Origin of the sequence: Actinoplanes italicus (assembly GCF_003001815.1) — a bacterium.
In the GTDB taxonomy this organism is placed as follows: Bacteria; Actinomycetota; Actinomycetes; order Mycobacteriales; family Micromonosporaceae; genus Actinoplanes; species Actinoplanes italicus.
Genome location: NZ_PVMZ01000017.1, coordinates 71,706 through 96,851, shown reverse-complemented (window position 1 = coordinate 96,851; position 25,146 = coordinate 71,706). Strand labels below are relative to the sequence as shown.

The following is a 25,146-nucleotide window of genomic DNA, read 5'->3' as shown; positions in this document are numbered from 1 at the left end:
AGTTCTAGGTAAAGGGAGATTCAACAGCCTTGGTCGTACGTTCGAACGCGTCGCCCACCGCGGCCCGCATCATCGGCGTCAGTGGACTGGTCGACATGAGCGCCAGATCCTCGCGCCAGGACGTCGTCCCGTCGAGGAACCGCAGCACCCGCTCCGGCGGGTTCCGGTCGAAGAGCCGCCCGAAGAACGCCACCCCGTCGACCAGTCCCTTGTCGAGCGCACGCAGCTGCACCGCGTCCATCCAGCGGTGCCGCGCCGGATAGGCCGGTCCCGGCAGCGGCGCCCGGCCGGCGGCGAGCTCCCGCCCGATGCGGCCCGCCTGCCGGGCCATCGCGGTGAACGTGAACCCGGTCGACGGCCGCGTCGCTCCCCCGGCCGTGCCCAGCCGCACCACCCGCGGCGACGGCCGGGCCTCGAACACGCCGTCGGTCATCGGGATGACACCGTCCTCCACCTCCCGCACCACCAGCGCGCCCAGGTCCAGGCCGAGCAGCGCACAATAGTCACGCAGGGCCGTGTCGTAGGCGTCGCCGGTGAGCACGGCCGGCGAGAACTCGGTGTACTCGACCAGCGCGAACCGCTCACTGACCGGCAGCACATAGCCGAACGCGACACCACGACGCGGCTGCGGGGTCCGGAAGTCCATCAGGACCGCACTCCCCGCGTCGAACGTCGGCCGATCGGCCTCCAGCCACCAACCCCGGAAATGCTGCAACCATGCGGTACGGCCGGCGCGTACCGGTCTCCTCGGCCGGGAGTCGAGCACCCACCCCGCGCGGACCAGGGGTTCACCGTCCGGCCCGGACACCACCACCCGCTCACCGTCGTCCTCCACGGCTCCCGCCGGCGCGGTGATCCGGACGGCGCCCAGCCGCTGCTCGGCCGCGCCGGCAAGCTCATAGAGAGGTGCGGAGCGCAACATCGCGTACCGCAGAGGATGCAACGCCAGCGTCCGCCGCCCATCGGCCGTGACCACGTCGACGGCGTCCCAGGCCGCGCTGAGCAGCGGGTCGAGGAAGCCGCCCGGCTCACCCCAGAACGCCCAGGTCCGGTCCTGTCCCCGCTTGTGCACCGGGTCGACCACCGCCACCCGCAGGCCGGAAACCCCTTCACGGTCCATCGCGGCCAGCACCAGCGAGGCCGCCCCACCGCCGCCCACCAGCACAAGGTCAACATCGATCACCGGCCAAGCCTGCCACCCCGCCGGCGTTTCGCCGCTCTGATCTGCCGGGCGCTTTGCTTCGGCGCGTCGACGATCAGCGGTCAGATCCTCGCCTCGCCCTGCGCCGTCCGGGCCTGCGTGGTGACCTACGCCCACCCGCAAGCCACACCTCACCACGCACGGAGCGCCGCCCGGCACGGTCCCCCTCCGGTTAGACAGAACGTTCTGTCTTGTAATACCGCGCCCGCCCGCTCCAGCCGCAACCACGACCACGAACACACCACGCATGGCGGTCGTTCACCCGCGACTTGCATGCCCACGCATGCAAGGGGCGGCGAACGACGCGGCGACAGAACAACGGGGCGATTGGAGGCGGACAGCGGACGATCTTGTGAAGTTCCGGCTGCGCTGACGGCCAAACCTCACAAGATCGACGGATGGCGGACGGCGGACGGCGGACGGCGGACGATCTTGCGAGGTTCCGGCTGCGCTGACGGCCTAACCTCACAAGATCGACGGATGGCGGGCGGCGGGCGGCAGGTGGCGGGCGGCGGGCGGCGGGCGGCGGACGGCGGGCGGCGGGTGTCAGAGTGCCTGGAGGATCAGGGCGGAGCCCTGGCCTCCTCCGCCGCAGATTGCTGCCGCGCCCAAGGCGCCGGCGCCGAGTTGGTGCAGCTGGCGGGCCAGAGTTCCGGCGATGCGGGCGCCGGAGGCGCCGATCGGGTGGCCGAGGGCGATGGCGCCGCCGTGGACGTTGACGACGGTGGGGTCGACGGCGAGGGCGTCGACCGAGGCGACCGCCACGGAGGCGAAGGCCTCGTTGATCTCGATGCGGGCCAGGGCGGAGGGTTGCAGGCCGAGAGGTTGCAGGGCGGCGTGTACGGCGTTGGCGGGCTGAACGTGCAGGCGCACGTCGGGGCCCGCGACCATCGCCGAGGACAGGATCCGGGCCAGCGGGGTCGCACCGTGTGCCGCGGCTTCGGTTTCGCTCATCAGGACCAGGGCGGCGGCGCCGTCGGTGATCGGTGAGGAGTTGCCGGCGGTGATCGTGCCGTCGGTGGCGAATGCCGGGCGCAGTGCGGCGAGGGTGTCCACACTGGTGTCGGCGCGGATGCCGTCGTCGGCGTCGTGGAGCCTGTCCCGGACCTTGAACGGTTCGATCTCGGCGGTCAGGAATGCCCGGGAGTCGGTCGCGGCCTGATGGGAGCGGGCCGCCCAGGCGTCCTGCCGGGTGCGGTCGATCTTCAGGTCGGTGTTGCCGGCCTCGGTGGACGCGCCCATCGAACGGTTCTCGAAGGCGTCGGTGAGTCCGTCGTGTTCGAGGGTGTCGAGCATGCCGATCGCGCCGTACTTCGTGCCGGTTCGGCTTCCCCGCAGCGCATGCGGGGCGAGGGACATGGACTCCATGCCGAGCGCCACGACGATGGTGGCCCGGCCGGACTCGATCAGGGCGGCGCCGGTGGTGACGGCTTCGAGGCCGGACAGGCAGACCGCGTTGATCGTGGTGGCCGGAACCTCGAGCGGGATGCCCGCCGCGGCGGCGGCCTGCCTGGCGGGGTTCTGACCGGCCAGTGCCTGTAGCACCTGTCCGGCATGGACGCGCTGCACCGCGGCGGCCGGGACTCCGGCCCGGACGAGCGCCGCGCGGGCGGCATGCGCGCCGAGCTCGACCGCGGTGGTCTTCGCGAAGCCGCCGGTGAAGCGCAGGAACGGGGTCCGGGCGTAGCCCGCGATGACGACGCTCATGCCGGCACCTCCGAAAGAGCGGACCCGACCGAGGAAGCGGTGCCGACCGACGAACCCGACACAGCGGCCGAAGACGAGGACACGGCCGAAGAAGAGGACCCGGCTTGAGTGGGGTGAGGCGTGAGGGCGGGGTCGACGGTGAAGGGGGCGCCGGTCACGGCCCGGAGGGTTTCGACGGTCTGGTCTTCGGCCAGGCGGCGCAGGATCAGGCCGTCGGGGGTCACGTCGAAGACGGCGCGGTCGGTGATGATGCGGTCGGCCACTCCGGCGCCGGTCAGGGGCAGGGTGCACTCGGCTACGACCTTGGGGGTGCCGTCCTTGGCCACGTGCTCGGTGACGACGATGACCCGTGGGGTGCCGGCCACCAGGTCCATGGCGCCGCCCATGCCCTTGACCAGCTTGCCGGGGATGGTCCAGTTCGCCAGGTCGCCGTTGGCCGCTACCTGCAGGGCGCCGAGGACGGCGGTCTGTACGTGGCCGCCGCGGATCATGCCGAACGAGGTGGCCGAGTCGAAGACCGAGGCTCCGGGCAGCAGGGTGACGGTCTGCTTGCCGGCGTTGATGAGGTCGGCGTCCTCGTCGCCCTCGTACGGGAACGGGCCCATGCCGAGGATGCCGTTCTCGCTCTGCAGGGTCACCTGTACGCCCGCGGGCAGGTGGTTGGCGACCAGGGTGGGGATGCCGATGCCGAGGTTGACGTACTGGCCGTCGGTCAGCTCGGCGGCCGCGATGGCGGCCATCTCGTCACGCGTCCACACGGGCACGCACCGTCCTCTGCTCGATGTCCTTGTCGTGGATCTCGGTACGCACCAGGTGGTGCACGTGGATGCCCGGCGTGTGGATGTCGTCGGGGTGGAGGTGGCCGTCCTCGACGATCTCGGCCTCGGCGACGGTGATCCGGCCGGCGGTCGCGACGAGGGGGTTGAAGTTGCGAGCGGTGAGCCGGTAGCGGAGGTTGCCGGCGAGGTCGGCGCGATGGGCGCGCACGAGGGCCAGGTCCGCGACGATGCCGCGCTCGAGGATCGTACGCACTCCGTCGAAGAGCTCTTCGGGTTTGCCGTCGGCGACGGGTGTGCCGGCGCCGGTCGGGGTGTAGAAGGCGGGGATGCCGGCGCCGCCGGCGCGCAGGCGCTCGGCGAGGGTGCCCTGGGGGACGAACTCGACGTCGAGTTCACCGTCGAGGTATTGCCTGGCGAACAGTCTGTTCTCGCCGACGTAGGAGGCCAGGACCTTGCTGACCTGGTGGTTCTCCAGGAGCAGGCCGAGGCCTTTGCCGTCGACGCCCATGTTGTTGCTGACGATGGTGAGGTCGCGGACGCCGGTGTCGCGCAGGGCGGTGATCAGTGAGGCGGGTATGCCGGAGAGGCCGAAGCCGCCGACGGCCACGGTCATGCCGTCCCGGGCGACGGCCGCGACGGCTTCCGCCGCGCTGTCGACGAGTTTGCTCATGGCCGGGCAGGTTAGGCACATCATGGCCGTACGCCCGTCGATTGATCACTCTGCGGCCGGTATGGGCACTCTGTGCTCATAATGTGAGCATGCAGGGTACGCAGTTGGTCACCCGGATGGCGGCCGTGCTGCGCAGGGTCGGTTCGGGCGCGGCCGAGGGGGTCACGACGGCGGAGGTGGCGGCGGCCACCGGTCTGCCCCGGTCGACGGCGCAGCGGGTGCTGGCCGCACTGGCCGGGGAGGGGTTCGTCGACCGGGACGCCCGGCGGGGCCGCTGGTTCCTCGGGCCGGAGCTGTTCCTGCTCGGTTCGGTCGCGGCGGAGCGGTACGACGTGACGTCGACGGCCCGGGACATTCTGCGGTCGCTGGCTGTCCGGACCGGGGAGAGCGCCTTCTTCTCGGCCCGGCGCGGTGACGAGACGGTGTGCCTGGCCGGTGAGGAGGGCAGTTTCCCGCTGCGGTCGCATGTGCTGCACGAGGGCATCCGGTTCCCGCTCGGGGTGGCGTCGGCGGGGCTGGCGATCCTGGCGTACCTGCCGCTGGAGGACGCCGAGGGATACGTCCGCTCGCGGAGCGCCGAGCTGGCCGCGGCCTACGGTGGGCAGCACGAGGTCACGGCGCTGTCCCGGCGGGTGGCGGCCACCCGCAAACGCGGGTACGCGGTCAACCCGGGGCTCGTCGTGCCGGGCAGCTGGGGTGTCGGTGCCGTGGTGTTCGACCGGGCCGGAACACCTGCGTGGGCGCTGAGCCTGACCGGTGTGGAGTCGCGGTTCAACGGTGAGCGCACGGCGCAGCTGGGCGCTCTGCTGCTGGAGGCCGCGCACGCACTGACCCAGCGGATCGTCCGCCGCGGGCGCGCCTGAGCGCGCGCAAGGCGCTAGGGTCGGCGCATGTCCGGCCCTGGAGACGTGCCCCCGGAGATCCTCGACCGGCTGCGGCCGATCGTCCGGGAACTGCCCGAGACCTACGAGGAACCGGCCTGGATCGGTGTCCGCTGGCGGATCCGCAAGCGGACGATCGCCCACGTGTACGAGCCGGACCCGGACCGCCATCCGCATTACGCGCGCTACCGGGTCGCGGGCGTGCCGGCCACCGTGATGACGTTCCGGGTGCCCGCCGGCGAGCTGGACGGACTGCTCGCCGGCGGTTTCCCGTTCTTCCGCGCGGGCTGGGGCGGCAACGTCGCCGCCGCCGTCCTCGGTGACCACACGGACTGGTCCGAGATCACCGAGCTAATCACGGACAGCTACTGCGAGATGGCGCCGAGGTTCCTCGCCGCCCGCGTCGTCAGCGGCTGAGCGTCACCCAGGCGCCGGTCCGTACCGAGTCGAGCATCGCGTCCAGTATGGTCGCGGCGGCGACCGCGTCGTCGAGGGTCGGCCCGTGTGGCTTGCCCTCCGCGATGGAACGCAGGAAACCGGCCGCCTCGATCACCTTGGTGTCGTCATAGCTCATCGCGATGCCGGCCCCCGGCTGGAAGGCGCCGAAGTCGCCGTGCTCCGGCCCGGCGAACACCGTCCGGTAGCTCTGCGACTGGTAGTCGGCGCCGGTGCTGACCGACAGCTCCCCCATCCGGCGGAAGTCCCACGCCAGCGCCCCGGTGGTGCCGTGCACCTCGAAGCCGTACGTGTTCTGTTCGCCGACCGCGACCCGGCTGGCCTCCAGGACACCGCGGGCACCGCTCGTGAACCGCAGCAGCGCGTTGAGGTGGTCCTCGTTCTCGACCGGTCCGGGCGGCCCGTCGGCGCGGGAGAAGTGGCTGGCCGCACCGGTGACGGTGGGCCGCTCGGCGATCACCGTGGTCGTGTCGGCGACCAGGCTGTCGATGTCGCCGAGCAGGTGCCGGGCCAGGTCCACGGCGTGCGAGGCGAGGTCGCCGAGGACGCCACTGCCGCCGTGGGAGCGGGTGAAACGCCACGACAGGGCTCCGTCGGGGTGGGCCGCGTAGTCGCTGAAGAACCGGAACCGGGCGCTGGTGACCCGGCCGATCGCGCCGCCCGCGATCAGGGTGCGGGCCTCGGCGACGGCCGGTGCCGCCCGGTAGTTGAAGCCCACCGTGCTTCGCACCCCGGCCCGCGTGGCGGCGCCGGCCACCGCGCGGGCGTCGTCGCCGGTCAGGCCGACCGGCTTCTCGATCCACAGGTGGCGGCCCGACTCGGCGACGGCGGCGCCGATCTCGCGGTGCAGGAAGTTCGGGGCGGTGACGCTGACCGCCTCGACCCGCGGATCGGTGAGCAGGTCGCGCCAGTCGGTGGTGGCCGTGGCGAAGCCGTACTGCGCCGCGGCCGACGAAGCCCGGCCGGGTTCCGGGTCGGCGACCGTGACCAGGTGCGGGACGACCGCCAGGTCCGGGTAGTGATGGCGGGCCCGCAGGTAGGCGCGGGTGTGCGCGTGGCCCATCCACCCGAACCCGACGACCGCGACTCCGAGGGACCGGGTCATGACGGGTCGCGTTCCAGCTCGTGAGCCAGCTGCTCGAGTTCGGCGCCGCCGGCCATCATGCGGGTCAGGTCGGGCAGCGACAGCTCGTCCTTGGCGAAGTCGCCGAGGCTCTTGCCGCGGTTGAGCAGCAGGAACCGGTCCCCCACCGGGTACGCGTGATGCGGGTTGTGGGTGATGAAGACGACCCCGAGGCCCCGGTCGCGGGCCCGCGCGATGTAGCGCAGGACCACACCGGCCTGTTTGACGCCGAGCGCGGACGTCGGCTCGTCGAGGATCAGCAGGCGGGCGCCGAAGTGCACGGCCCGGGCGATCGCCACGGACTGGCGCTCCCCGCCGGAGAGGGTGCCCACCGGCTGGTCCGGGTCGCGGATGTCGATGCCCATCTCGAGCAGCTCGCGCCGGGTGGTGTCGATGGCGGTGGCCCGGTCGAAGCGGCGGAACGGCCCCCACCCCTTGGTCGGCTCGGAGCCGAGGAAGAAGTTCCGCCAGATCGCCATCAGCGGCACCATCGCGAGATCCTGGTAGACGGTCGCGATGCCGGCGTCGAGCGCCTCGCGAGGGCTGCCGAGCCGGACCGGCTTGCCGTCGAGCAGAAGCTCGCCGCCGTCCGGCTGGTGCACTCCGGACAGGATCTTGATGAGGGTCGACTTGCCGGCGCCGTTGTCGCCGAGCACGCAGGTCACCTGGCCGGCGTGGACGGTCGTGGAGACGCCGCTCAGTGAGATGACGCTGCCGAACGTCTTACTGACGTCGCGGATCTCCAGCAGTGGAGCATCGGTCATCGCTACCTCCTCGACTGTTCGGCGAAGCGACGGATGTACTGGTTGGCGAGGACCGCGAGCAGCAGCATCGCGCCGAGGAAGAACTTGAACCAGTCGGCGTCCCAGCCCGCGTAGACGATGCCCTGCGAGGTCATGCCGAAGATCAGGGCGCCGACCGACGCGCCGACCGCGGAGCCGAAACCGCCGGTGAGCAGGCAGCCGCCGATCACCGCGGCGACGATGTAGATGAGCTCCTGACCGAAGCCGGCCTGGGCCTGGATCGAGGTGAGCCGCACGATCTGGGTGGTGCCCACGAACCAGGCCGCGAACGACGTGATCATGAAAAGAGAGATCGTGGTACGCGCCACGGGCACCCCGACGTTGCGGCCCGCGTTCGGGTCACCACCGGTCGCGAAGATCCAGTTGCCGAACCGGGTGCGCAGCAGCAGCCACGAGCCCAGGATCGTCGCGACCACCCACCACAGGATCGCGATCTGGAAGTCCGCCCCGGCGATCGTGATCTCACTGGCGAAGATCGCGCGCAGTACGTCGTACCCGATGATCTTGTCGAAGTTGTTGATCTGGACGGTGTTGGTGACGAGTTTGGTGATGCCCAGGTTGAGGCCCTGCAGCATGAGGAACGTGCCCAGCGTGATGATGAAGCTCGGCAGTCCGGTGCGGACCACGAGATAGCCGTTGACGAAGCCGATCGCCAGGCACAGTGCCAGCGAGATCGCGAGCGCGGCCCACGTGTTGACGCCGTAATAGGTGGTCAGCAGACCGCTGGTGATCGCCGCGGTGCCGGTCTGGACGCCGGCCGACAGGTCGAAGTGGCCGCCGATCATCAGCAGCGCGACCGCTACGGCCATGATGCCGAGCGTGGACGCCGGGTCGAGCCAGTTGGCCACGCCGCTCGCCGACCGGAAGACGTCGGAGAGGGTCGCGAAGAACACGAAGACCAGGATCGCGCCGAGCAGGGCGCCCAGTTCGGGCTTGAGCAGCAGGCGTTTCGCCAGACCGGCCCGGGCGACACGCTCGTCCGGGCCGGCGGTGGTGACTCCGGTCGTCATGTCAGCGGGTACCGGCCGCGGCGAGCTCGGCGACCTGGGCGGCGTTGTCCTTGGTGACCAGGGCGGGACCGGTCAGCACCTGCTGGCCGCCGCCGAGGACGTTGAGGTTCGACTTGTACTGGGTGAGCATGGTGACGGCCATGTAGCCCTGCAGGTAGGGCTGCTGGTCGACGGCGAAGAGGATCTTGCCGTCCTGGACGCCCTTGGCGACGTCGGCGTTGAGGTCGAAGGTCGCCAGCTTCGCGGCCGAGCCGGCCTCGCCGATCGCCGCGGAGGCGACGGCCGCGACCGGTCCGCCGAGCGTCACGACACCGTCGACGGCGGAGTCGGACTGCAGCTTGGACTTGATCGTGGACTGCGAGGACTGCAGGTTGTTGATGTCGACCTGGAGGTTCTCGATCGGTGCGCCCAGCGTGCTCGCCACCGCGGCGCAGCGCTCCTCGAGGCCCACGTTGCCGGCCTCGTGGATGACGCAGACGCCCTTCTTGACGCCCTGCTTCTTCAACTCGGCGCCGACCGCCTCACCGGCGACCTTCTCGTCCTGGCCGATGTGGGTCAGCGCGCCGAACTCGGAGGACCGCGCCGCGCCGGAGTTGATGGTGATCACCGGGATGCCGGCGGCGACCGCCTTCTCGACGCTCGCTTTGAGGGCGTCCGGGTTCGCCATGGAGACGACCAGGCCGTCGACCTTCTGGTTCACGGCGGCGTCGATGAGCTGCGCCTGCTTCTGCGGGTCACCGTCGCTGGAGTACGAGATGGTGTCGCCCATGTCGGAGCCGGCCTTCTCGACGCCGTTCTTGACGATGCTCCAGAACGCGTCACCGGCCGAGCCGTGCGTGACCACGGCGATCTTGTAGCCGTACCCACCCTTGCCGCCGGAGGCCTCGGTGGTCTTCTCGGCGTTGACCGCGTTGTCGCTGGTGCAGGCGGTGAGGGCGAGCATCATGGCGGAAAGGGCGGCCACCGACGCCAGCCCACGAGATCTATGGTTCATGAGAGTCCTCTCTCAACAGGCCGTGGCATGTGTTTCGGGTTCGTTTCGTGGTGTTGAGTGCAGCCTGTGACGCACTGTGCCCAAGGTCAATACTTTGTCCTGACAATATTCGGAAGGCCCTGACAAGCAGCCGTGATTGTCATCTCGAAAAGGCTCAACTCGCCGCCGCGGCGCCGATGTGAAGGCTCATGGCCGACCAGCAGATGATGAAACCAGAGGACCGGGATGCCGTCCTCGCCGCCGTGGTGGCGAAGGAGCCTGACGCCTTCATCGCGGCGATCGGGCCGAACGGCCTGTTCGTGCCGATGCCCCCGGAGGTCGCCGCTCTCGGCCTGCGCCCGATCGACGGTGCGTCGTCGATGCTCGGCCTGGCCGTCACGGAGGACCATCGGCTGATCATCGACACCTGGATCAAGGTCGTCGCGGAAGGTGCGGCCGGCTGCCCGGTTCATCTGACCGCCGCGCCGGACCGCCCGGCCCGGATCAACTTCGTCGACGCCACCCACCGGTTCGGGGTCTACCTGGGCATCGTCAGCGGGTCCGGTCTCTCGGCGGAACTGGCCCTGGACCCCGAACTCGTCCGGCCCCGCATGGTCACGATGGTCAAGAACCCGACGTCGGTGGTGACCGACGTCGGCCCCGAGATCGACCCGCTGCTCGGCTGGTCCCCCGCCCAGCTGATCGGCCAGCGCACCCTCGAGCTCGTCCACCCCGACGACCAGGAGCGGGCCATCACGAGCTGGTTGGACATGATCGGCACCCCGTCCGGGTCGGCGCGCCGGGTGCGGCTGCGTCACCTTCACCGCAACGGGCACACCGTGTGGTTCGAGGTGACCAACCACAACTACCTCGCCGACCCGGAGAACCCCCGGGTGGTCGCCGAGATGCTGGACATCTCCGACGAGATGGCCGCACAGGAGGCGGTCCGGGCCGCCGAGCAGCTGATGCGGCGGCTCACCGAGACGATCCCCCTGGCCATCCTGCAGGCCGGCCACGACGGTGGCATCACCTTCCTCAACGAACAGGCCGCGCGGCATCTGAGGGCCCAGATCGGTGACGCGCTCGCCGAGACGGTCCTGGACCTCGTCGAGCCGGCCGACCGGGCCGTGGTCGCGGGTGCACTGGCCGGGGTGCTCACCGGGCAGGACACCGACCTGGAGTACGGCCGTCGCGAGCCGGGCGCGGGCACCCGCCGGATCCGGGCGAATCTGCGGGCGCTGACCGACGATTCCGGCGCGGTCACCGGGGCCATCGCGTGCCTGGCCGATGTCACCGAGGAGGCGCTGCTGCGTGAGCGGCTGTGGCGGCAGGCCACCTTCGACGCGCTGACCGGATGCCACAACCGGGCCGCGACGATGGCGGCGCTGGACGAGGCGCTCGGTGCCGCGGACCGGCACGCCGGCACGGCGGTGATCTTCCTGGACCTCAATTCCTTCAAGCCCATCAACGATCGGTACGGGCACGCGGCCGGCGACCTTCTGCTGAGCCAGGTGTCGGTCAGCCTGCGCGGAGCGGTGCCGCCCGGCGCGATCGTCGGCCGGATCGGCGGCGACGAGTTCGTGGCGGTCTGCCGTGATGTGGCCGGCCCCGAGCACGCCGACCGGATCGGCGCCGACCTGCTCGCGGCGTTGAGCGCAGCGCGGGTCCGGGTGGCCGGTGACACGCTGGTGCCGCAGGCCAGCCTGGGTGTCGCCTGGTCGGCGTACGGGGAGAACGACCCCGAGGAGCTGATGGCCCGCGCCGACGCCGCCATGTACGCGGTGAAGAGGACCCGCGGCGGCCGCCAATCCACGATCGACAGCCTTCTCTTGACATAGATCCACGAAGGAGGGAAATGATGGATCTCCGCCGACCCGAGTGGAGATCCCATGTTCCTGTCCAGCCTGGCAGCCGCCGTCGCGCTGGCCGCCGGCCTGCTCACCGCGCCGTCCGCAGCTGTGGTGTCCGGCCCCGTCATCGACCAGAACTTCGCCGATCCGGACGTCATGAAGGTCGGCCGCACCTACTACGCCTACGCCACCAACAGCGACGGCCGGAACATCAGGTGGGCCACCTCGACCGACCTCGTGAGCTGGACGGTGCAGGAGAGCGACGCGCTGCCGACGCTGGGCGCCTGGGTCGACGACGACTGGACGTTCCCGCCGGGCGGCTCCGGTGACCGGGGCGTGTGGGCGCCGGAGGTCTTCGCGACCGGGCCGCGCAGCTTCGTCATGTGGTACACCGCGCACGACCGGGCGTCCGGCAAGCAGTGCATCGGCGCGGCCACGGCCACGTCGCCGGGCGGCCCGTTCGTGCCCCGGGACACGTCGCTGGTGTGCACACCGGAGATCGGCGGCGCGATCGACGCGTCGTCGTACACCGAGAACGGCCGCCGCTACATGCTGTGGAAGAACGACGGCAACTGCTGCGCGCAGGACACCTGGCTGCGGCTGCAGCAGGTCAGCGCGGACGGTCTGCGGCGGACCGGCGCCGAGACACAGCTGATCAAGCAGAACAAGCCGTTCGAGGGCACGCTCGTCGAGGCGCCGACACTGTGGAAGCGGGGCGGCACGTACGTGCTGTTCTACTCGGCGAACTTCTTCGGCAACGGCAGCTACATGAGCGGTTACGCCACATCGCCGAGCCTGCGTGGCCCGTACACCAAGGCTGAATCTCCGCTGATGACCACCGACGCGTTCGCCGGCACGGTGCGCGGGCCCGGCGGGCAGGACGTGGTGACCGGGCCGGACGGCCGGGACCGGATCGTGTTCCACGGCTGGAACGCCGGGTTCGGCTACCGGGCCATGTACTCGCAGCGGCTCGACTGGCAGGGCAGCCGGCCGATCGTCGACGGCGCGAAGATCCGCTACGAGGCCGAGGACGCCGCCTTCACCCGTGCCAACGCCCGGTACGCCGCGGGCGGGGCGAGCAACGGTGTGGTCGTCGGCGGGATCGACTTCGACGACAGCCGGGTCACCTTCAGCGTGTACGTGCCGCGGGCCGGCACCTATCGGCTGTACACCCGGTTCGCCAACGGCTCCGACGCGGGCGCGGCGAGTCACAGCGTGTTCGTCAACGGCACCGCGGCCGGCACCGCGGACTATCCGTTCACCGGCTGGGACAACTGGCAGGTCAGCGAGCGGGAGGTGACTTTGAGGGCCGGGACCAACACGATCTCGTACGGCAAGGGTGCGAACTACGCCGAACTGGACGCCATCGACATAGCCTGACCGGCCGCGCCTATGACTTTGGTTAGAGGCGAGTGTGGCTCACGGTCAGACGCGCCGGGCCGCCGCGATCCCTAGATTCTCTTCCATGGCTGTCACGTTCACCGGCGACGACCGGTTCCCCGCAGTTCTCGCCACCGCCCGGGCCGCGGCCCGCGACGAGCTCGGCACCGTCCATCTGCTGGCCGGGATGGCCGGTGCCGCGCCCGACGTCGCGGCGCTGCTCGACGCGTTCGACGTCACGCCCGTGGTGATCCGCACGGTGCTGCGGGAGCGGGTGATCGGCGACGGCCCGGCCCCGCCGGTGGCGGCGATCGTCCGGGGGCACGCGACGCTGCCGCTGACCGCCGGGGTGCGGGCCGCGCTGGTGCGCTGCGCGGCCTATCACTCGGGCACCCGCACGTCGCGGCAGCTGCTGGCCACGATCCTCGACGATCCGGGTACCGGAGCGGTCACCCTGCTGCGGTTCTGCGGCGCCGACGTCGAGGCGGTACGGCGGGCGCTGCGGACCGGGCAGCCGCCGACTCGCGTGGAACGGCTGCCCCTGGCGCTGCGGCCGGTACGCGACCGGCTGATCGGCCGGCAGCGGTACCGCGGGCGCGGCCTGCGTGACTTCCTGATGTCGGTGGTGACGCGGGCGACCGTCGACTACGCGGCGGCGCCGGTGCTGTGGGCGTCGCTGGAGGCCGACGACATGGCCAAGCGTCTGGGGCGCCCGGCCCGCACCGACGACGTGCTGCTGGCGATGGTGTCGACGTTCCAGGTCGCCGAGGCCTATCCGCACCTCGCGAGTGGGGCCGCCGGCCTGTACGACGGCACCCGGGCCATGCTCGCCGCCCTGGACCCGGACGAGCTGGCGGCCGCGGTCGCGGCCGAGACCGGCGATGACGAGGTGCCGCTGAAGAGCCTGCTCAAGGCCGGCCCGGGCTGGCCACGGGACACGGACGCGCTGCTGCGGGCGATCACCGGCTACCCGGGCACGCGGGCGGGCCGTGTGCTCCGGGCACTGGGGTGGGATCCGCGGAAGCCGGCATCCGCGCTGGCCGGCACCGCCCGGGCGGCGTGACCGCGACGTTCGCCCGGCAAGCGGACTGCCCCGCGACGCCACTCCCGGCGGCGCCACGCCCGGCGGCATTCGGGCGGCGCCCCGGCGGCGGCATTCCCACCAGACCTGCGCGGGAGGCGGGCCGGTGGGGACCCGCCTCCGCCGGAGGTCGGCCTGGGCGGCTTCGGCCGTCAGCCGCGGGAACGCGGCAGGCAGCACTTCTTGTACTTCAGGCCGGAACCGCACCAGCAGGCGCCGTTGCGCTCCGGCGGCCACGGGAGCCGCGCGGCGCCAGTGGCCAGGGTGCGGGCGTAAGCGGCCCGGTTGTCGGACGACACCGGGTCACCGCCGATCCCGGCCTGGGCGGTCAGCGCGTCGACCGAACCCGGCAACACGGCCAGCCCGGTGCGGCCGGCCCCGGTCTGGCGAACCAGTTCCTGTTCCAGCCGGGCCCGGTGCTCGTCCCACGTCGCGCCGTAGGCGTCGGTCTGCTTCACGAGCCGGTCGAACTCCGCCCGCGGCCAGAACACCAGGTCGGCGGCGGGTGCGGCGGCCGACTGCGCGCCGGCGTTGGCGAGCCGCGTCTCGAGCCGCTCGGCGAGGTTGTCGTGGGTGTCGTGCTGCAGGCCCAAGGCGTGCCGCAGCCGGTGCCGCTGCTGCAGCAGGAAGAACAGCACACCGGCGTCGTCGGCGTCGGCCGGCTCGGTGACACCGCGTTCGGCGACCACCTCCTGGACCGCCTCGGTCAGCCACTTCTCCGCGTCGCGGGCCCGGCCGCCGACGACCAGGGCCGCGGTGACGTAGGCGGCCGCGTCCGGCTGTTGCGTGAGCAGCGGACGCAGTGGCTCGACGATCTCGTTCGCCTCGTCGGCGCGTCCGTTCCGGAACAGGATCCGCGCACGCAGGGCCCGCGCGGCGGCGGACTGACTGTCGTCGCGGTCACCGTACGCGGAGACCGCCGCGTCGGCATACCGCTGCGCGGCGTCGAGTTTCGAACGGCTCTCCGCGATCTCGGCGGCGAGGCTGAGCGCGAGGCCCGCGTCCTGGGGGTCGGCGAGACCGCCGTTCTCGGCGGCGCGCCCCAGGTCGGCGGCGACGCCGAGCGGGTCGGCCGTGCCCAGGGCGGTCTGCCGGATCTCGTTGAGGTCGGCGGTCGTCAGATCTGCTTTCAAAGACACGCCGCCACGCTACTGCGGGCCGCGCGGGGCCGCTGTTGATCTGGATCACTTCAGCCCGACCGGCGAGGGCTGCCTCCGGCGTCGCGGTGGCAGCCCTCGCCGGTGTTCACCAGATGCGTACCCGGTGGCTGCCCGCGGTGAGGCCGGCGAGCGGGCCCGCCGCGTAACTCCGGCCCGCGTCCTTGGCAACACCGGTCAGGTCGGTGCTGATGACCGCGGGGCTGCCGTCGCGCTCCTCGAACTCGGCGTCGGCGAACCGGACCCGCTCCAGGTCACGGCCGCCGACCGGCGCGAGACCGGCGGCGTCGAAGCCCGCCGGCAGGTCGGCCACCAGGTAGACCTCGTCGCCCTCGGCGACGACCGACGCGGACACGCCGTCGAGGGTCACCGCGCCGCTCTCGCCGGCGAACGGGCGGGCGCCCGCCGCGTACACGTTCTGCCGGGCGTAGACGGCCTGCTTGACGTTCAGATACCGCTGGTGGTCGCCGGGCGGCTGCTCCTCGATGCGCCGCAGGTACTCCTCGAACGACGCCGGGAAGCCGTCGTAGCCCTGGGTGCCGGCGGCCGCCTCCGACATGCCCTCGGGCATGGCGCCGTACGCGGCCGCGCGGTCCCCGCCGATGAAAACGTTGCCGATCCAGCGGTCGTCGCCGCCGACGATGAACGCGTAGCCGGCGACCTGAGTGCTGTGCGGCCGGTGGTACGGGGTGGCACGGTCCATCACCGGCTCGACCCACAGTGTGCCCAGGAGCAGGTTGTTGACGAACGCGCCGCCCTGGCTCCACAGCTCCAGCGCCGCCGGTGAGGCGAGGACGTTGTGCTCGACCAGGAACGGCCCGTGGCTGACCTCGATGAACAGGTCACGGCTGTTGTCGTGGTAGACGTTGCGCGACACCCGGGTGCCCTGCGTCTGCCAGTCCAGCCAGGTACCGAGCGAGCAGTCGTGGATGCGGTTGTGCCGGATCTCGACGTCGATCGCCGCGTGCAGCTTGATGCCGCCGATCTCGTACCCGTAGAACTCGCGTTTGACCGCGATGTGGTGGATGTGGTTGTCCTCGATGGTGGAGAACACGCAGCCGAGGTGACCGACGATGCCGTTCTGCCCGCAGTCGTAGATGTGGTTGCGGCGGATGACGTGCGAGCCGATGTGCTCCTTGTCCCAGCCGATCTGCCGGGCGGAGAAGACCGACTCGAGCTGGTACTGGTAGCCGGGCTTGTCGCCGCGCTCGGTGGCGTAGTTGTGGCCGGTCGAGGCCTCCTTGCCGAGCGAGATCGCCGAGCACTTCGCGTCGTGGATGACGTTGTCCTCGATGATCCAGCCCTTGGACCAGTGGGGGCCGATGAGGCCGGGCTGGTCGGCGGTGGGCGGGGTCCACGGGGTGGCGGCCTGGGCGAGCTCGAAGCCGCGGACGGTGATGTAGTCCAGGTGCGGGACGAGCGGGTAGAACACCGACCGGCGTACGTTGATCTCGACCAGTTCGGCGTTGGGGTCAGCGCCCTGGAAGTTGGCCCAGATCGTGGTCGCCTCGGCGCCGACCTCCGCGTACCAGACCAGCAGGGTCTGTTCCGGGTTGCGGACCCGGTCGACGGTACGGGTCCAGTTGTCGATCACCTCGGTCCGCTTCTCGGGAGCGGAGACCTCGGCGCGGGAGCCGGCCTCGTAGAAGCTGAGGCCGTTGAGGTAGACGTCGCCGAGGTGCTTGCGGGGGCCCTTCTCGGCGTGGACCACCCAGTCGCCGGCGAGCTCCTCGGCGAACGGGTTGAACTCGCCGAACAGCGTGTTCGGGACGGTCGCGGTCCACACCGTGCCCTCGTCGGGTGTCCAGCCGGTGATGCGCTCGGAGCCCTTGATGACGACGTGTTCGCCCTCGGCGGCCTGGTAGGTGATCCGGCGGCTGTCGCTCAGGCCGCCGCGCCGGGGCTTCACCCACTCCCGGTACTCGCCGGCGTGCACGACCACGGTGTCACCGGGGCGGGCGAGCTCGGCGGCCCGGTTGATGGTCCGGAACGGGCGCTCCGCCGAGCCGTCGGCGTCGTCGGATCCGGTGGTCGCCACGTGGAGCAGCGAAGTCATCTCTGGTGCCCTTCTGTCGTCACTCGACCTCTCGAGAGCGAAAGTTTCGGTGTCGTATCGGAATATGCGCCAAAGCTAGGAAGTGCTCCGGGGCTTGTCAAGGAGTCAGCGGCGGCGCGTCATGACCGCATACAGCGCGGGCAGGACCAGACACAGCACGACCAGCATCGGGCCGAGGGTCTCCGCCCCGACCCGCTCGATGATCACACCGGCGCCGGAGGGGATGACCGCCCCGCCGATCCCGGCCGCCGCCGCCATCTGCAGACCGATGGCCCGGTTCGCGTGCCTCTCCCCCACCCGGTCGGCGGTCGTCAGTGTCAGCAGCGGGAACACCGGGGCGGCGGAGAAGCCGATCAGTATCAGGCCGGTGACCGCCAGCCAGCCCGGCCCCGGGACGGCCACCAGCACGGATCCGGTCAGCATCCCTGCCAGACCTGCGACCAGGGTACGGCCGGTGCCCAGGTGTTCGACGGTGAATCCCTGCACTACCCGGCCGGCGAACAGGCTTCCCCAGTACGCCGAGACGCAGAGCCCCGCGATCGCGGCGCTCATCCCGCGATCCTCGGTGAGCAGCAGGAACGCCCAGAGGCCGGTCGTGACCTCGGCGCCCACATAGACGCCGAACGCCGCGACGCCGAGCCAGACGGCCGGCATGCGCAGGGTCTCCGCGACGCGTGGCTGGATCGTCGGCGCCGGTTCGGGCGTGCCCGGGCCGGACCTCCAGGAGCGGATGGTCAGCGTGAACGCGATCGCCAGCAGCAGCTGGGCGGTGGCGACGATCGCGTAGCCCCACCGCCACGACAGGCCGCCGCTGATCACCGCGGTCATGATCATCGGCCCGATGGCCACGCCGAGACCGAAGAAGGCGTGCAGCCAGTTCATCTGCCGGGCGCCGAACGCGCCGGCCGCGTAGGCGTTGAGGCCCGCGTCGATGCCGCCGCCCCCGAAGCCGGCCACCAGTGCGCACGGGATCAACACGGCCAGCGACGGCGTGACGGCGTACCCGACGAGGGCGGCGCCCGCGAGGGCCGTACTGCCGGCCAGCAGCCGGCCCACACCGAGGCGGTCGAGACTGAACCCGGTCATGATGCTCGAGGCCAGGTAGCCGATCATGCCGACGAACAGCAGGACGCCGACGGTGTCGGTGGACAGTCGCAGGCTGTCGGCCATCGACGGCCAGCCGACGCCGAGCAGTCCGTCGGGCAGGCCGAGGCTGATGAAGGCGCAGTAGGCGAGCAGCAGCAGAGAGAGGCGGATGCGGGGACGGGCTGCGAGGTCGGCCGCACCGGCCGGCCGGGAGCCGGTAGTGCGGTCCTCGGGCGGCGGAACCGTCACCCGAGGATCATTGCACAGCCTCTCGTCGATCGCCGGGCGTCAGCAGAGGCGTGAGCAGCGCGACGAGGTGGCCGCGCTGCTCAGGCCCGAGGCGGTCGGCACGGTTCCAGATCGTCGGCAGCGGCATCGGATCGGTCCCGGCGCGTGACATCATCGCCGAGCTGCCGGGGCTGGCCGCCGCGGTGATGGGCGACGCGATCGACGTACGCGCCGAGGCTCCGTCCCTCGCCGACGTCGCCCTGGCCTGGACCGCCGGCGGTGAGGAGCGCGTCGTCCTGGTGCCGTGAGGCTCCTACTCGCTGAACCCGGTCACCGAGAGCGCCCGGTCGACGCGGCCGGCGGCGAGGTCGTCGTGGCGGATCACGAAACTGGCGTCGTAGTGGTCGCCCGCCGGGAAGCGGGCCAGCGACAGCCATTCGCCGGTCAGCCGGTGGGCCTCCCTCTCCACGTGGGAGTACCAGCTCGCCACCGGGATGACGATCTCGCCGGCCTTCTCCCGGCCCGCGAGGCTCTGCTCCGCGATGCTCGTGATCACCTCCTCGTCCACGTAGCCGCCCAGGCAGGCGGTGGCCAGGCCGCCGCCGGGCGGCCAGAGTTCGCCGGCCAGCGCGACGAGTTCCTCCAGCTGGGGCAGGTCGCGTTCGAGGTCGTCGGCCAGCCGCTGCTGGAAGGGAGAGAGATCGTCCTCGTCGTATTCGTCCTCGTCGCCGTCCGGGGTGAACCGGCCGGGAAGCTCGGCGACGAGCGTGGCGTGCAGGTCGTAGCCCTCGGCGACGATCGCGGGGTCGCGGGGCTCGACGGTCCTCGTCTCGGCGCCGGCGGGCACGTACACGACGCGCGCGTACCGGTGATCGCCCTCGGCACCGGCCAGGTGGTCCTCCTCGTGGTCAAGGAAGAACAGCAGCGAGCCGCCGGCGGGCAGGGCGGAGCCGTCGACCGGGGGCAGGGCCGCACAGTCCACGGAGAACACGAACGGCAGCTGGGCGTCCCCGGCCGACGGCCACTCCCGGCCCACCGCCAGGCGGGGCAGCCCACCGGACCGCCCGGCCGGGACGCCGCCCGCGCCGCCGCCGAGGCGGACCGACAGGCGGAGGTGTTCGAGGAATCGACCGATCTCGTCGTCCGGGACACCGGCGGCGAGCGCAGCGCCGCGGAACCGACCCTGATGATCCATGGACGAGCATGATGCCATGTCCGATTCAGATCGGGCCGCCCGGAACACGGATCCCGACTAGGATGTCGACGGACGTTGATGAATGCCAGGGGAGGGTCATGCGCGTGCTCGTCGCCACGGTCGTCTTGCTGATCGCCGGTGTCCTGGTCGTCTCGCTGGCCGGCAAGCTGCGCAGCCGGGCGAGCCTGCGCGCGTTCGCGGACGGGCTCGGCGACCTGCGGGTGATTCCGGGTCGCCTGGCGCGGCCGGTGGCCGGGGTGGCCGTCGCCGCCGAGGCGGTGACGCTCGGCCTGCTGCTGTGGCCGGGCACCACGGCGGCCGGGATGGCCGCGGCGGCGCTGCTGTTCGGCGGCTTCACCACGGCGCTGGTCATCGCGGTGAGGCGGGGCAGCCGGGCGGGCTGCCAGTGTTTCGGTGCGAGCAGTGCGCCGGTCGCCTGGCGGCATGTGGCGCGCAGCGGTTGTCTCGGTGCCGCCGCGCTGGCCGGGCTCGTCGCGCAGCTGGCCGTCGCGGCGCCGCCGTTCAGCGGCGCCGGCGGGCCGCAGCTGGTTGCGGCGGCCGGCATGGCCACGCTGGGGGTCGGCGTTCTGGTGTGGCTCGACGAGCTCGCCTGGCTGTTCGGCACGACGACTCCGGCGCGCTGAGCCCGGGCACGACAGGGCCTTGAAGAGGTTGCATCGGCGATGTATCGCGCCGTTCCAGCGTGTGGCTCCGGATAAGGGAAAATTCTGTGACAACAAGTCTCATCGCGGCCGGGCTGGCGATCGTCGGGGCGCTGACGGTGATCAACCTGGTGGTGTCCTACGGCGTCATCCGGCGGCTGCGGGAGCACGAGCAGCGCTTCGCCGAGCGGGCCGGCGGGCAGCCCGACAACCTGCTGATGGAGGCCGGCGGCAAGGTCGGCGACTTCGCCGTGCCCGACCTCGACGGCAACCCGATCACGCTCGCCACGTTCGAGGGGCCCACGCTGGCCGGCTTCTTCTCCGCGACGTGCGAGCCGTGCGCCGAGGTGCTCCCCCACTTCGTCGCCACCGCGGCCGGGTGGCCCGGCGGAGCCCGCAACGTGCTCGCCGTCGTCATCGACGGCGGCTCCGGGCCCGAGGGCTATCTGGCCTCCCTGCGCACCGTGGCCACGGTCGTCGGCTCCGACCACGCCGAGCCGGTCTCCAAGGCGTTCGGGCTGCGCGGCGTGCCCGGCATCTGCGTCATCGAGCCCGACGGCACGGTCCGCGCCGGAGGGAGGCGGGTGCTCACCGCCGGCGCGCTCGCCCCGGTCCGCTGATGCTCCCGCCGGCGCGTAACGTGACCACCGGGGCCGGGATGACGAGCCGGCGGATTGACCCGCCGGATTCCTTGGCTCGGGGACGGGATCGTCCGATATTCCTGGTGATCCGTCGCGGCAAGCCTCCCGGCGGACATCATCCCGGGAGTAGCACATGTCGAGTCGCCAGTTCGTCACCTTCGAGGTCGCCGGCCAGTTCTTCGGCGTGGACGTGGACGCCGTGCAGGAGGTCCTGTCGTACAGCGAGTACACCCCGGTGCCGATGGCGCCGAACGCGGTCGGTGGCCTGTTCAACCTGCGAGGGCAGGTGATCGCCGCGGTGGACCTGCGCGTCCAGTTCGGCCTGCCGCGCCGCGACATGTCCGGTCTCGTGATGAACGTGATCGTGCGGTACGCCGGTGAGCCCGTGAGCCTGCTGGTGGACCGCATCGGGCAGGTCGCCTACCTGGACGCCCAGATGTTCGAGGAGCCGCCCGCGACGCTGACCGGCCCGTCTCGCGCGCTGGTCACCGGCGCGTACAAGACCGAGGGCCGGCTGCTGCTGGTGCTGGACGTCGCCGAGTGCGTGAACACCTCGCGCGTCTCCGCCTGATACCCGTACCGGTCACGCCGCGTCATCCGAGCGGGACGGCGACACCGGGACGGTGCGCCGGGTTCTCGGCCTCGTCGAGCATGGCGGCGGCCACGGTGGCACGGCTGACCCGTGCGGGGAACAGCCTCCGCGGAGCACCGTCGAGGCCGACCGTCCGGCGGGCCGGGCTGAGCGGGCCGTTCGACAGCGGGCCGGCGTGGAAGACGGTGCCGCCCGCGTGGTGGATGATCAGCTCGGCGGCGACCTTGTCGTCGAGGTCGCCGAGCAGGCGCAGCAGGGTGCGGGTGAGCGGGCCGGCCACGGCGGCGGAGCGCCCCGTGCCGAAGGCGCCGAGCCAGACGATGCGCTCCGGGCGGGCGGCGGCCACGGCTCGCGCGCCGGCGGTGAGCGCGCCGGGTTCGTCACCCTTGGCGACGCCCAGGGCCGAGACCACGACGGAGCCACCGCGCAGCGCCGCGGCGATCCGGTCCGGGTGGCCGACGTCGGCGGCGATCCGGCGGAGCCGTGGTGAGTCCGGGACGACGACGCGATCCGGGGTACGGGCGATCGCGATCACATGGTGTCCCCGGTCGAGGGCCTGACGGGTCAGTTCGAGACCGGTCGCGCCGGAGGCGCCCAGCACGGTGATCTGGAGGGGCATCCCGGTCATCGCAGGGGGCGCAGGACGTCGAGGGCGGCGGCGTGCACGCCGGGCGCCGCGGCGAGGTAGCCGTCGCTGGTGATCTGCCACGGCTCGCCGTCGAGGTCGGTGACGACGCCGCCAGCCTCCCGCACGATCAGCACGGGCGCGATGTGTGAGCGCAGGTTGTCGAACTGCCAGTGCAGGTCCATCCGTCCGGCGGCGACCTGGGCGAGCTGGTGTCCGACCGGCACCGAGGCCCGCACATACAGGGCGTGACGCATCATCGCGGCGACGGCCGCTCCGGCACGGCCGGCGGCGGCCGCGTCCCGGCCGGCCCTGGCCTGACCGGTGCCGGTCAGGGCGAGCCCGAGGTCGGTCTTCATCGACACCCGCAGCGGTACGCCGCCGACGTGCGCGCCACCGCCGGCGATCGCGGTGAACGTCTCCCCCGCCACCGGCGCGTGCAGGACGGCGAGCACCGGCCGGCCGTCGCGGACCAGGCTGACGCCGATGTTCCAGTCGGGCATGCCCTGCACCGCGTTCATGTTGCCGCCGACCGGGTCGACGACCCACCAGTCGCCGCCGGGCATCGGCCCGGAGCCATGCTCGTCGGCGGTCCATCGGGCGCCGGGCAGTGCGGCGAGCAGTGCCGGGCGGAGGCTGCCGGTGACGGCGTCGTCGTTGGCGCGCAGCGCGGCGAACAGTTCCGCCTCGGTCACCGGCGTCCGTCCGGGACGGGAGACCCGGGTCGCGGCGGCCCGCACGGCGCTCGTCACGGTGGTCAGAAGTCGCTGGTCAGAACTCATGGATCAAATGTGCGGCCGGCCGGGCATTAAGTCCAATGCAATCTACTTACGGTACGATTTACCGCTGTGCAACTGGATCTGAATCTCCTGATCGTGCTGGACGCGTTGCTCGAGGAGGGCAGCGTGACCGGTGCCGCCCAGCGGCTGCGCCTGTCGTCACCCGCGGTGAGCCGCAGCCTCGGCCGGCTCCGGCGGCTCACCGGTGACGACATCCTGGTGCGCACCGGCCGGACCATGACGCCGACGCCGTACGCGATGGCCGTACGACAGCAGGTCGGTGAACTGCTGCGGCAGAGCCGGGAGGTCCTCGCTCCCCGGGGTGTGCTCGACCCCGCGGAACTGGATCGGGTCTTCACGCTGCAGTGCCACGACGCGCTGTCGACCGCCGTCGCGCCGGTGTTGCTGGCCGGCATCGCCGAGCATGCGCCCGGGGTGCGTCTGCGGTTCCTGGCCGAGAGCGCTCTGGACACCGACGAGCTGCGCCACGGCCGGGTCGATCTGGAGATCGGCGCGGGTGTCCCGGCCGCTACCGAGATCAGGCACGAAACCGTGGGCCACGACCGGTTCGTCGCGGTCCTGCGCCGCGGTCATCCGGATGCGGACCGGCTCGACCTGCCGGCGTACGCGGCCCGGCCCCATGTCCTGATCTCACGCCGCGGACGGCTGACCGACCCGGTCGACACCGCCCTGGAGGAGCACGGCCTGCACCGGCGTGTGCTGGCCGCGGTCGGCACCACCGCCGCCGCGGCGCACGTGATCGCCACGAGCGACGCCGTGCTGACCGCCCCGGAGCTGACCTGGCGGCCGTTGCTCAAGGCCTTCGACCTGGTCGGTGTCCCGCTGCCGATCGCTCTGCCGGCGCCCCCGGTCATCTGCTGCTGGCACCAGCGCTACGACACCGACCCGGCCCACACCTGGTTACGCGAGCGAGTCCGCTCAGCCTTCACCGCGGTCCTGACCGGCGACCGGGACGGCGCGACGGCTCCCGAGCCCACGCGCTAGACACCTTTTACGGTCACGGTCTGGTTGGGCTGGTGGGGACAGTCCTGTCCCGGGCCGCTTGATCGCCCAGCCGTGGCCGGCGAACCCTTCCCCCGACCGTCTGATCGCCCAGCCGCGCCCGGCGAACCCTTCCCCGGGCTGTTGATCGCCCAGCCGTGGCCGGCGAACCCTTCCCCAGGCCGGAGGCAGCGATATCCCGGAGCCCGGCTCCGAAAACGGCCGTAGTTGATCGTCCAGCACCCGGCCGCGGCGGTAACCAACCCCACGCGACCCCGGAGCCCACGACCGTAACGCCAAGCCATCAGCCGACCGAACGCCACCACGGCTCCGACGGATGCGACTGACGGGCCGGGAACCCCGACGGCGAAAGCTTCCTAGAAAGGGAGCCTTCGCGGTCAGGGTGCGGCCCGCCAGCCGTAGCTCGGCCGTGGAAGCCGGCCGGCAACGGAGGGCGGCGGGATCCCTTGACCGGCTTGAAGAGCGCGGCCTGATCCGGCGCTCCGGAGAGCGCCGCCGTGCAGGGCCGGTGGTGCGGCGGTGGGAACACACGCAGCCGTTGCGCGCGACCCTGCCGCCGCCATAGCGACGGCAGGCGTCCACGGACCCGCAACGTGGGACCTCACCGTTGTTGCCGACGACGTCAGGAGCACACGCAAAGCCTGGATGTGTGCCCCAGCCGAAGCCAAGCCACGTCATGGCAGCTGGATTCGAGGGCTGAGACGGGCTGCCGAGCTGGACCTCGACTGCGAAAGCTCTCTAGCCGGCCGGCGCGGTGCGGGTGTCGACCGGGGTTCCGAGTTCGACGGTCCGGGAGACGGTGCAGAGGCGATCGTGGGACATCCTGGCCGCGCGCGGGAGCATCTCGCGGGCCGCGTCACCGGCAGCGCCCTCCGGGAACTCCGCCCGCAGCTCCAGCACGATGTTGATCAAGCGGTTGCCGCCGGTCTCGTCGCGGACCTTGTCCGCGGTCACGTGGACGGTGAAGTCGTCCGGCTCGGCGCGCTTGCTCGTTATGTGGTCGACATCCGCGCCCGTGCAGCCGCCGATCGCGGCGAGCAGGAGTTCCACCGGGGTGAAGTCGGCGCCGTCGCCGACGCCGATGGTCATCGTGCCGCCGCGGGCGTTGCGGACCTCGTACCGGCCGAGGCTCGTACGGTGCAGGGACACGGTGCGTCGGGTGTCGTCGGCCATGCCGCTGAACCTATC

The 25,146-nt window shown here is 71.7% G+C and carries 25 protein-coding genes; 10 read left to right on the top strand and 15 right to left on the bottom strand.

The annotated features are described in order from the left end of the window. Nucleotides 1-4: 4 nt before the first annotated feature. The 4 genes from CLV67_RS34060 to CLV67_RS34045 form a co-directional block, all read right to left on the bottom strand. Nucleotides 5-1,183, bottom strand: a complete 1,179-nt coding sequence (locus CLV67_RS34060) for a lycopene cyclase family protein (protein WP_239166899.1) — start codon at nucleotides 1,181-1,183, stop codon at nucleotides 5-7. A 564-nt stretch (nucleotides 1,184-1,747) separates the two neighbouring features. After that, nucleotides 1,748-2,908, bottom strand: coding sequence for an acetyl-CoA C-acyltransferase (locus CLV67_RS34055; protein ID WP_106325855.1), 1,161 nt, complete (start codon nucleotides 2,906-2,908; stop codon nucleotides 1,748-1,750). Then, a complete protein-coding gene (locus CLV67_RS34050; RefSeq protein ID WP_239166898.1) occupies nucleotides 2,905-3,672 on the bottom strand; it encodes a CoA transferase subunit B in 768 nt (255 codons plus the stop codon). Before CLV67_RS34050 ends, CLV67_RS34055 begins: the two co-directional genes overlap by 4 nt. Continuing rightward, nucleotides 3,653-4,357 carry a CoA transferase subunit A gene (locus CLV67_RS34045; RefSeq protein ID WP_106325853.1) on the bottom strand — a complete coding sequence of 235 codons (705 nt, stop codon included), beginning with the start codon at nucleotides 4,355-4,357 and terminating at the stop codon, nucleotides 3,653-3,655. The genes CLV67_RS34050 and CLV67_RS34045 overlap by 20 nt, the downstream gene beginning before the upstream one ends. A gap of 89 nt (nucleotides 4,358-4,446) precedes the next feature. On the opposite strand from CLV67_RS34045, the gene CLV67_RS34040 reads away from it, so the two are divergent. Then, complete coding sequence (locus CLV67_RS34040; protein ID WP_106326147.1) at nucleotides 4,447-5,220, top strand: IclR family transcriptional regulator; 774 nt, start codon at nucleotides 4,447-4,449, stop codon at nucleotides 5,218-5,220. Between the two features lie 27 nt (nucleotides 5,221-5,247). Continuing rightward, nucleotides 5,248-5,655, top strand: coding sequence for an MmcQ/YjbR family DNA-binding protein (locus CLV67_RS34035; protein WP_106325851.1), 408 nt, complete (start codon nucleotides 5,248-5,250; stop codon nucleotides 5,653-5,655). Here the strand turns inward: CLV67_RS34035 and CLV67_RS34030 are convergent. Genes CLV67_RS34030 through CLV67_RS34015 form a run of 4 tightly spaced genes read right to left on the bottom strand, consistent with a single transcriptional unit; the run spans nucleotide 5,645 to nucleotide 9,624 of the window. Beyond that, nucleotides 5,645-6,799, bottom strand: a complete 1,155-nt coding sequence (locus CLV67_RS34030) for a Gfo/Idh/MocA family protein (RefSeq protein ID WP_106325849.1) — start codon at nucleotides 6,797-6,799, stop codon at nucleotides 5,645-5,647. The two genes, CLV67_RS34035 and CLV67_RS34030, sit on opposite strands and share 11 nt — an antisense overlap. Beyond that, nucleotides 6,796-7,581: an ATP-binding cassette domain-containing protein gene (locus CLV67_RS34025; protein ID WP_106325847.1), complete on the bottom strand. Its 786-nt coding sequence runs from the start codon at nucleotides 7,579-7,581 to the stop codon at nucleotides 6,796-6,798. The genes CLV67_RS34030 and CLV67_RS34025 overlap by 4 nt, the downstream gene beginning before the upstream one ends. A 2-nt stretch (nucleotides 7,582-7,583) precedes the next feature. Continuing rightward, complete coding sequence (locus CLV67_RS34020; protein WP_106325845.1) at nucleotides 7,584-8,630, bottom strand: ABC transporter permease; 1,047 nt, start codon at nucleotides 8,628-8,630, stop codon at nucleotides 7,584-7,586. A gap of 1 nt (nucleotide 8,631) precedes the next feature. Next, the gene (locus tag CLV67_RS34015; RefSeq protein ID WP_106325843.1) at nucleotides 8,632-9,624 is read right to left on the bottom strand and encodes a sugar ABC transporter substrate-binding protein; all 993 of its coding nucleotides are present in this window, start codon (nucleotides 9,622-9,624) and stop codon (nucleotides 8,632-8,634) included. A 188-nt stretch (nucleotides 9,625-9,812) separates the two neighbouring features. Between CLV67_RS34015 and CLV67_RS34010 the strand changes: the two genes are divergently transcribed. From CLV67_RS34010 to CLV67_RS34000, 3 genes are all read left to right on the top strand, one after another. Next, a complete protein-coding gene (locus CLV67_RS34010) occupies nucleotides 9,813-11,441 on the top strand; it encodes a sensor domain-containing diguanylate cyclase (protein ID WP_106325841.1) in 1,629 nt (542 codons plus the stop codon). Between the two features lie 51 nt (nucleotides 11,442-11,492). Continuing rightward, nucleotides 11,493-12,833, top strand: coding sequence for a family 43 glycosylhydrolase (locus tag CLV67_RS34005; RefSeq protein ID WP_106325839.1), 1,341 nt, complete (start codon nucleotides 11,493-11,495; stop codon nucleotides 12,831-12,833). A gap of 85 nt (nucleotides 12,834-12,918) precedes the next feature. Beyond that, nucleotides 12,919-13,896, top strand: a complete 978-nt coding sequence (locus tag CLV67_RS34000; RefSeq protein ID WP_106325837.1) for a Clp protease N-terminal domain-containing protein — start codon at nucleotides 12,919-12,921, stop codon at nucleotides 13,894-13,896. A 170-nt stretch (nucleotides 13,897-14,066) separates the two neighbouring features. Here CLV67_RS34000 and CLV67_RS33995 read toward each other — a convergent pair whose 3' ends face one another. From CLV67_RS33995 to CLV67_RS33985, 3 genes are all read right to left on the bottom strand, one after another. Continuing rightward, nucleotides 14,067-15,053, bottom strand: coding sequence for an SEC-C domain-containing protein (locus CLV67_RS33995; RefSeq protein WP_106325835.1), 987 nt, complete (start codon nucleotides 15,051-15,053; stop codon nucleotides 14,067-14,069). A gap of 106 nt (nucleotides 15,054-15,159) precedes the next feature. Next, a complete protein-coding gene (locus CLV67_RS33990) occupies nucleotides 15,160-17,127 on the bottom strand; it encodes a right-handed parallel beta-helix repeat-containing protein (RefSeq protein WP_106325833.1) in 1,968 nt (655 codons plus the stop codon). A 105-nt stretch (nucleotides 17,128-17,232) separates the two neighbouring features. Then, on the bottom strand, nucleotides 17,233-18,462 hold the full coding sequence (locus CLV67_RS33985; RefSeq protein ID WP_239166897.1) for an MFS transporter: 1,230 nt from the start codon (nucleotides 18,460-18,462) through the stop codon (nucleotides 17,233-17,235). A 50-nt stretch (nucleotides 18,463-18,512) separates the two neighbouring features. On the opposite strand from CLV67_RS33985, the gene CLV67_RS33980 reads away from it, so the two are divergent. Then, nucleotides 18,513-18,749, top strand: a complete 237-nt coding sequence (locus tag CLV67_RS33980) for a hypothetical protein (RefSeq protein ID WP_203737795.1) — start codon at nucleotides 18,513-18,515, stop codon at nucleotides 18,747-18,749. Nucleotides 18,750-18,754: 5 nt separating this feature from the next. Here CLV67_RS33980 and CLV67_RS33975 read toward each other — a convergent pair whose 3' ends face one another. Further along, nucleotides 18,755-19,636, bottom strand: a complete 882-nt coding sequence (locus CLV67_RS33975; RefSeq protein ID WP_106325831.1) for a DUF1963 domain-containing protein — start codon at nucleotides 19,634-19,636, stop codon at nucleotides 18,755-18,757. A 98-nt stretch (nucleotides 19,637-19,734) separates the two neighbouring features. On the opposite strand from CLV67_RS33975, the gene CLV67_RS33970 reads away from it, so the two are divergent. The 3 genes from CLV67_RS33970 to CLV67_RS33960 all read left to right on the top strand — a co-directional run bounded on the left by CLV67_RS33970 (nucleotide 19,735) and on the right by CLV67_RS33960 (nucleotide 21,510). Continuing rightward, nucleotides 19,735-20,280 (top strand): MauE/DoxX family redox-associated membrane protein, encoded by a 546-nt coding sequence (locus CLV67_RS33970; RefSeq protein WP_170154101.1) that lies wholly within the window; start codon nucleotides 19,735-19,737, stop codon nucleotides 20,278-20,280. Nucleotides 20,281-20,366: 86 nt separating this feature from the next. Then, nucleotides 20,367-20,918: a TlpA disulfide reductase family protein gene (locus CLV67_RS33965; RefSeq protein WP_106325827.1), complete on the top strand. Its 552-nt coding sequence runs from the start codon at nucleotides 20,367-20,369 to the stop codon at nucleotides 20,916-20,918. A gap of 154 nt (nucleotides 20,919-21,072) precedes the next feature. Next, nucleotides 21,073-21,510, top strand: coding sequence for a chemotaxis protein CheW (locus CLV67_RS33960; protein WP_106325825.1), 438 nt, complete (start codon nucleotides 21,073-21,075; stop codon nucleotides 21,508-21,510). Between the two features lie 22 nt (nucleotides 21,511-21,532). On the opposite strand, the gene CLV67_RS33955 is transcribed toward CLV67_RS33960, so the two are convergent. Further along, nucleotides 21,533-22,150, bottom strand: coding sequence for an NAD(P)-dependent oxidoreductase (locus tag CLV67_RS33955; RefSeq protein WP_239166896.1), 618 nt, complete (start codon nucleotides 22,148-22,150; stop codon nucleotides 21,533-21,535). A gap of 5 nt (nucleotides 22,151-22,155) precedes the next feature. Then, a complete protein-coding gene (locus tag CLV67_RS33950) occupies nucleotides 22,156-22,938 on the bottom strand; it encodes an inositol monophosphatase family protein (protein WP_106325821.1) in 783 nt (260 codons plus the stop codon). Nucleotides 22,939-23,004: 66 nt separating this feature from the next. Here CLV67_RS33950 and CLV67_RS33945 point away from each other — a divergent pair, with 66 nt between their 5' ends. Beyond that, nucleotides 23,005-23,940, top strand: coding sequence for a LysR substrate-binding domain-containing protein (locus CLV67_RS33945; RefSeq protein WP_106325819.1), 936 nt, complete (start codon nucleotides 23,005-23,007; stop codon nucleotides 23,938-23,940). 756 nt (nucleotides 23,941-24,696) lie between these two features. Here the strand turns inward: CLV67_RS33945 and CLV67_RS33940 are convergent. Next, nucleotides 24,697-25,131 (bottom strand): OsmC family protein, encoded by a 435-nt coding sequence (locus CLV67_RS33940; protein ID WP_106325817.1) that lies wholly within the window; start codon nucleotides 25,129-25,131, stop codon nucleotides 24,697-24,699. Nucleotides 25,132-25,146 lie beyond the last annotated feature (15 nt).

What these genes read in the sequence shown, in the direction of transcription:
- CLV67_RS34055 (WP_106325855.1), bottom strand. Translation starts at nt 2,908, where the DNA reads ATGAGCGTCGTCATCGCGGGCTACGCCCGGACCCCGTTCCTGCGCTTC.
- CLV67_RS33960 (WP_106325825.1), top strand. Translation starts at nt 21,073, where the DNA reads ATGTCGAGTCGCCAGTTCGTCACCTTCGAGGTCGCCGGCCAGTTCTTC.
- CLV67_RS33990 (WP_106325833.1), bottom strand. Translation starts at nt 17,127, where the DNA reads ATGACTTCGCTGCTCCACGTGGCGACCACCGGATCCGACGACGCCGAC.
- CLV67_RS34035 (WP_106325851.1), top strand. Translation starts at nt 5,248, where the DNA reads ATGTCCGGCCCTGGAGACGTGCCCCCGGAGATCCTCGACCGGCTGCGG.
- CLV67_RS34000 (WP_106325837.1), top strand. Translation starts at nt 12,919, where the DNA reads ATGGCTGTCACGTTCACCGGCGACGACCGGTTCCCCGCAGTTCTCGCC.
- CLV67_RS34010 (WP_106325841.1), top strand. Translation starts at nt 9,813, where the DNA reads ATGGCCGACCAGCAGATGATGAAACCAGAGGACCGGGATGCCGTCCTC.
- CLV67_RS34005 (WP_106325839.1), top strand. Translation starts at nt 11,493, where the DNA reads ATGTTCCTGTCCAGCCTGGCAGCCGCCGTCGCGCTGGCCGCCGGCCTG.
- CLV67_RS33970 (WP_170154101.1), top strand. Translation starts at nt 19,735, where the DNA reads ATGCGCGTGCTCGTCGCCACGGTCGTCTTGCTGATCGCCGGTGTCCTG.
- CLV67_RS33955 (WP_239166896.1), bottom strand. Translation starts at nt 22,150, where the DNA reads ATGCCCCTCCAGATCACCGTGCTGGGCGCCTCCGGCGCGACCGGTCTC.
- CLV67_RS34030 (WP_106325849.1), bottom strand. Translation starts at nt 6,799, where the DNA reads ATGACCCGGTCCCTCGGAGTCGCGGTCGTCGGGTTCGGGTGGATGGGC.
- CLV67_RS33950 (WP_106325821.1), bottom strand. Translation starts at nt 22,938, where the DNA reads ATGAGTTCTGACCAGCGACTTCTGACCACCGTGACGAGCGCCGTGCGG.
- CLV67_RS34025 (WP_106325847.1), bottom strand. Translation starts at nt 7,581, where the DNA reads ATGACCGATGCTCCACTGCTGGAGATCCGCGACGTCAGTAAGACGTTC.
- CLV67_RS34040 (WP_106326147.1), top strand. Translation starts at nt 4,447, where the DNA reads ATGCAGGGTACGCAGTTGGTCACCCGGATGGCGGCCGTGCTGCGCAGG.
- CLV67_RS33940 (WP_106325817.1), bottom strand. Translation starts at nt 25,131, where the DNA reads ATGGCCGACGACACCCGACGCACCGTGTCCCTGCACCGTACGAGCCTC.
- CLV67_RS34020 (WP_106325845.1), bottom strand. Translation starts at nt 8,630, where the DNA reads ATGACGACCGGAGTCACCACCGCCGGCCCGGACGAGCGTGTCGCCCGG.
- CLV67_RS34045 (WP_106325853.1), bottom strand. Translation starts at nt 4,357, where the DNA reads ATGAGCAAACTCGTCGACAGCGCGGCGGAAGCCGTCGCGGCCGTCGCC.
- CLV67_RS34015 (WP_106325843.1), bottom strand. Translation starts at nt 9,624, where the DNA reads ATGAACCATAGATCTCGTGGGCTGGCGTCGGTGGCCGCCCTTTCCGCC.
- CLV67_RS33975 (WP_106325831.1), bottom strand. Translation starts at nt 19,636, where the DNA reads ATGGATCATCAGGGTCGGTTCCGCGGCGCTGCGCTCGCCGCCGGTGTC.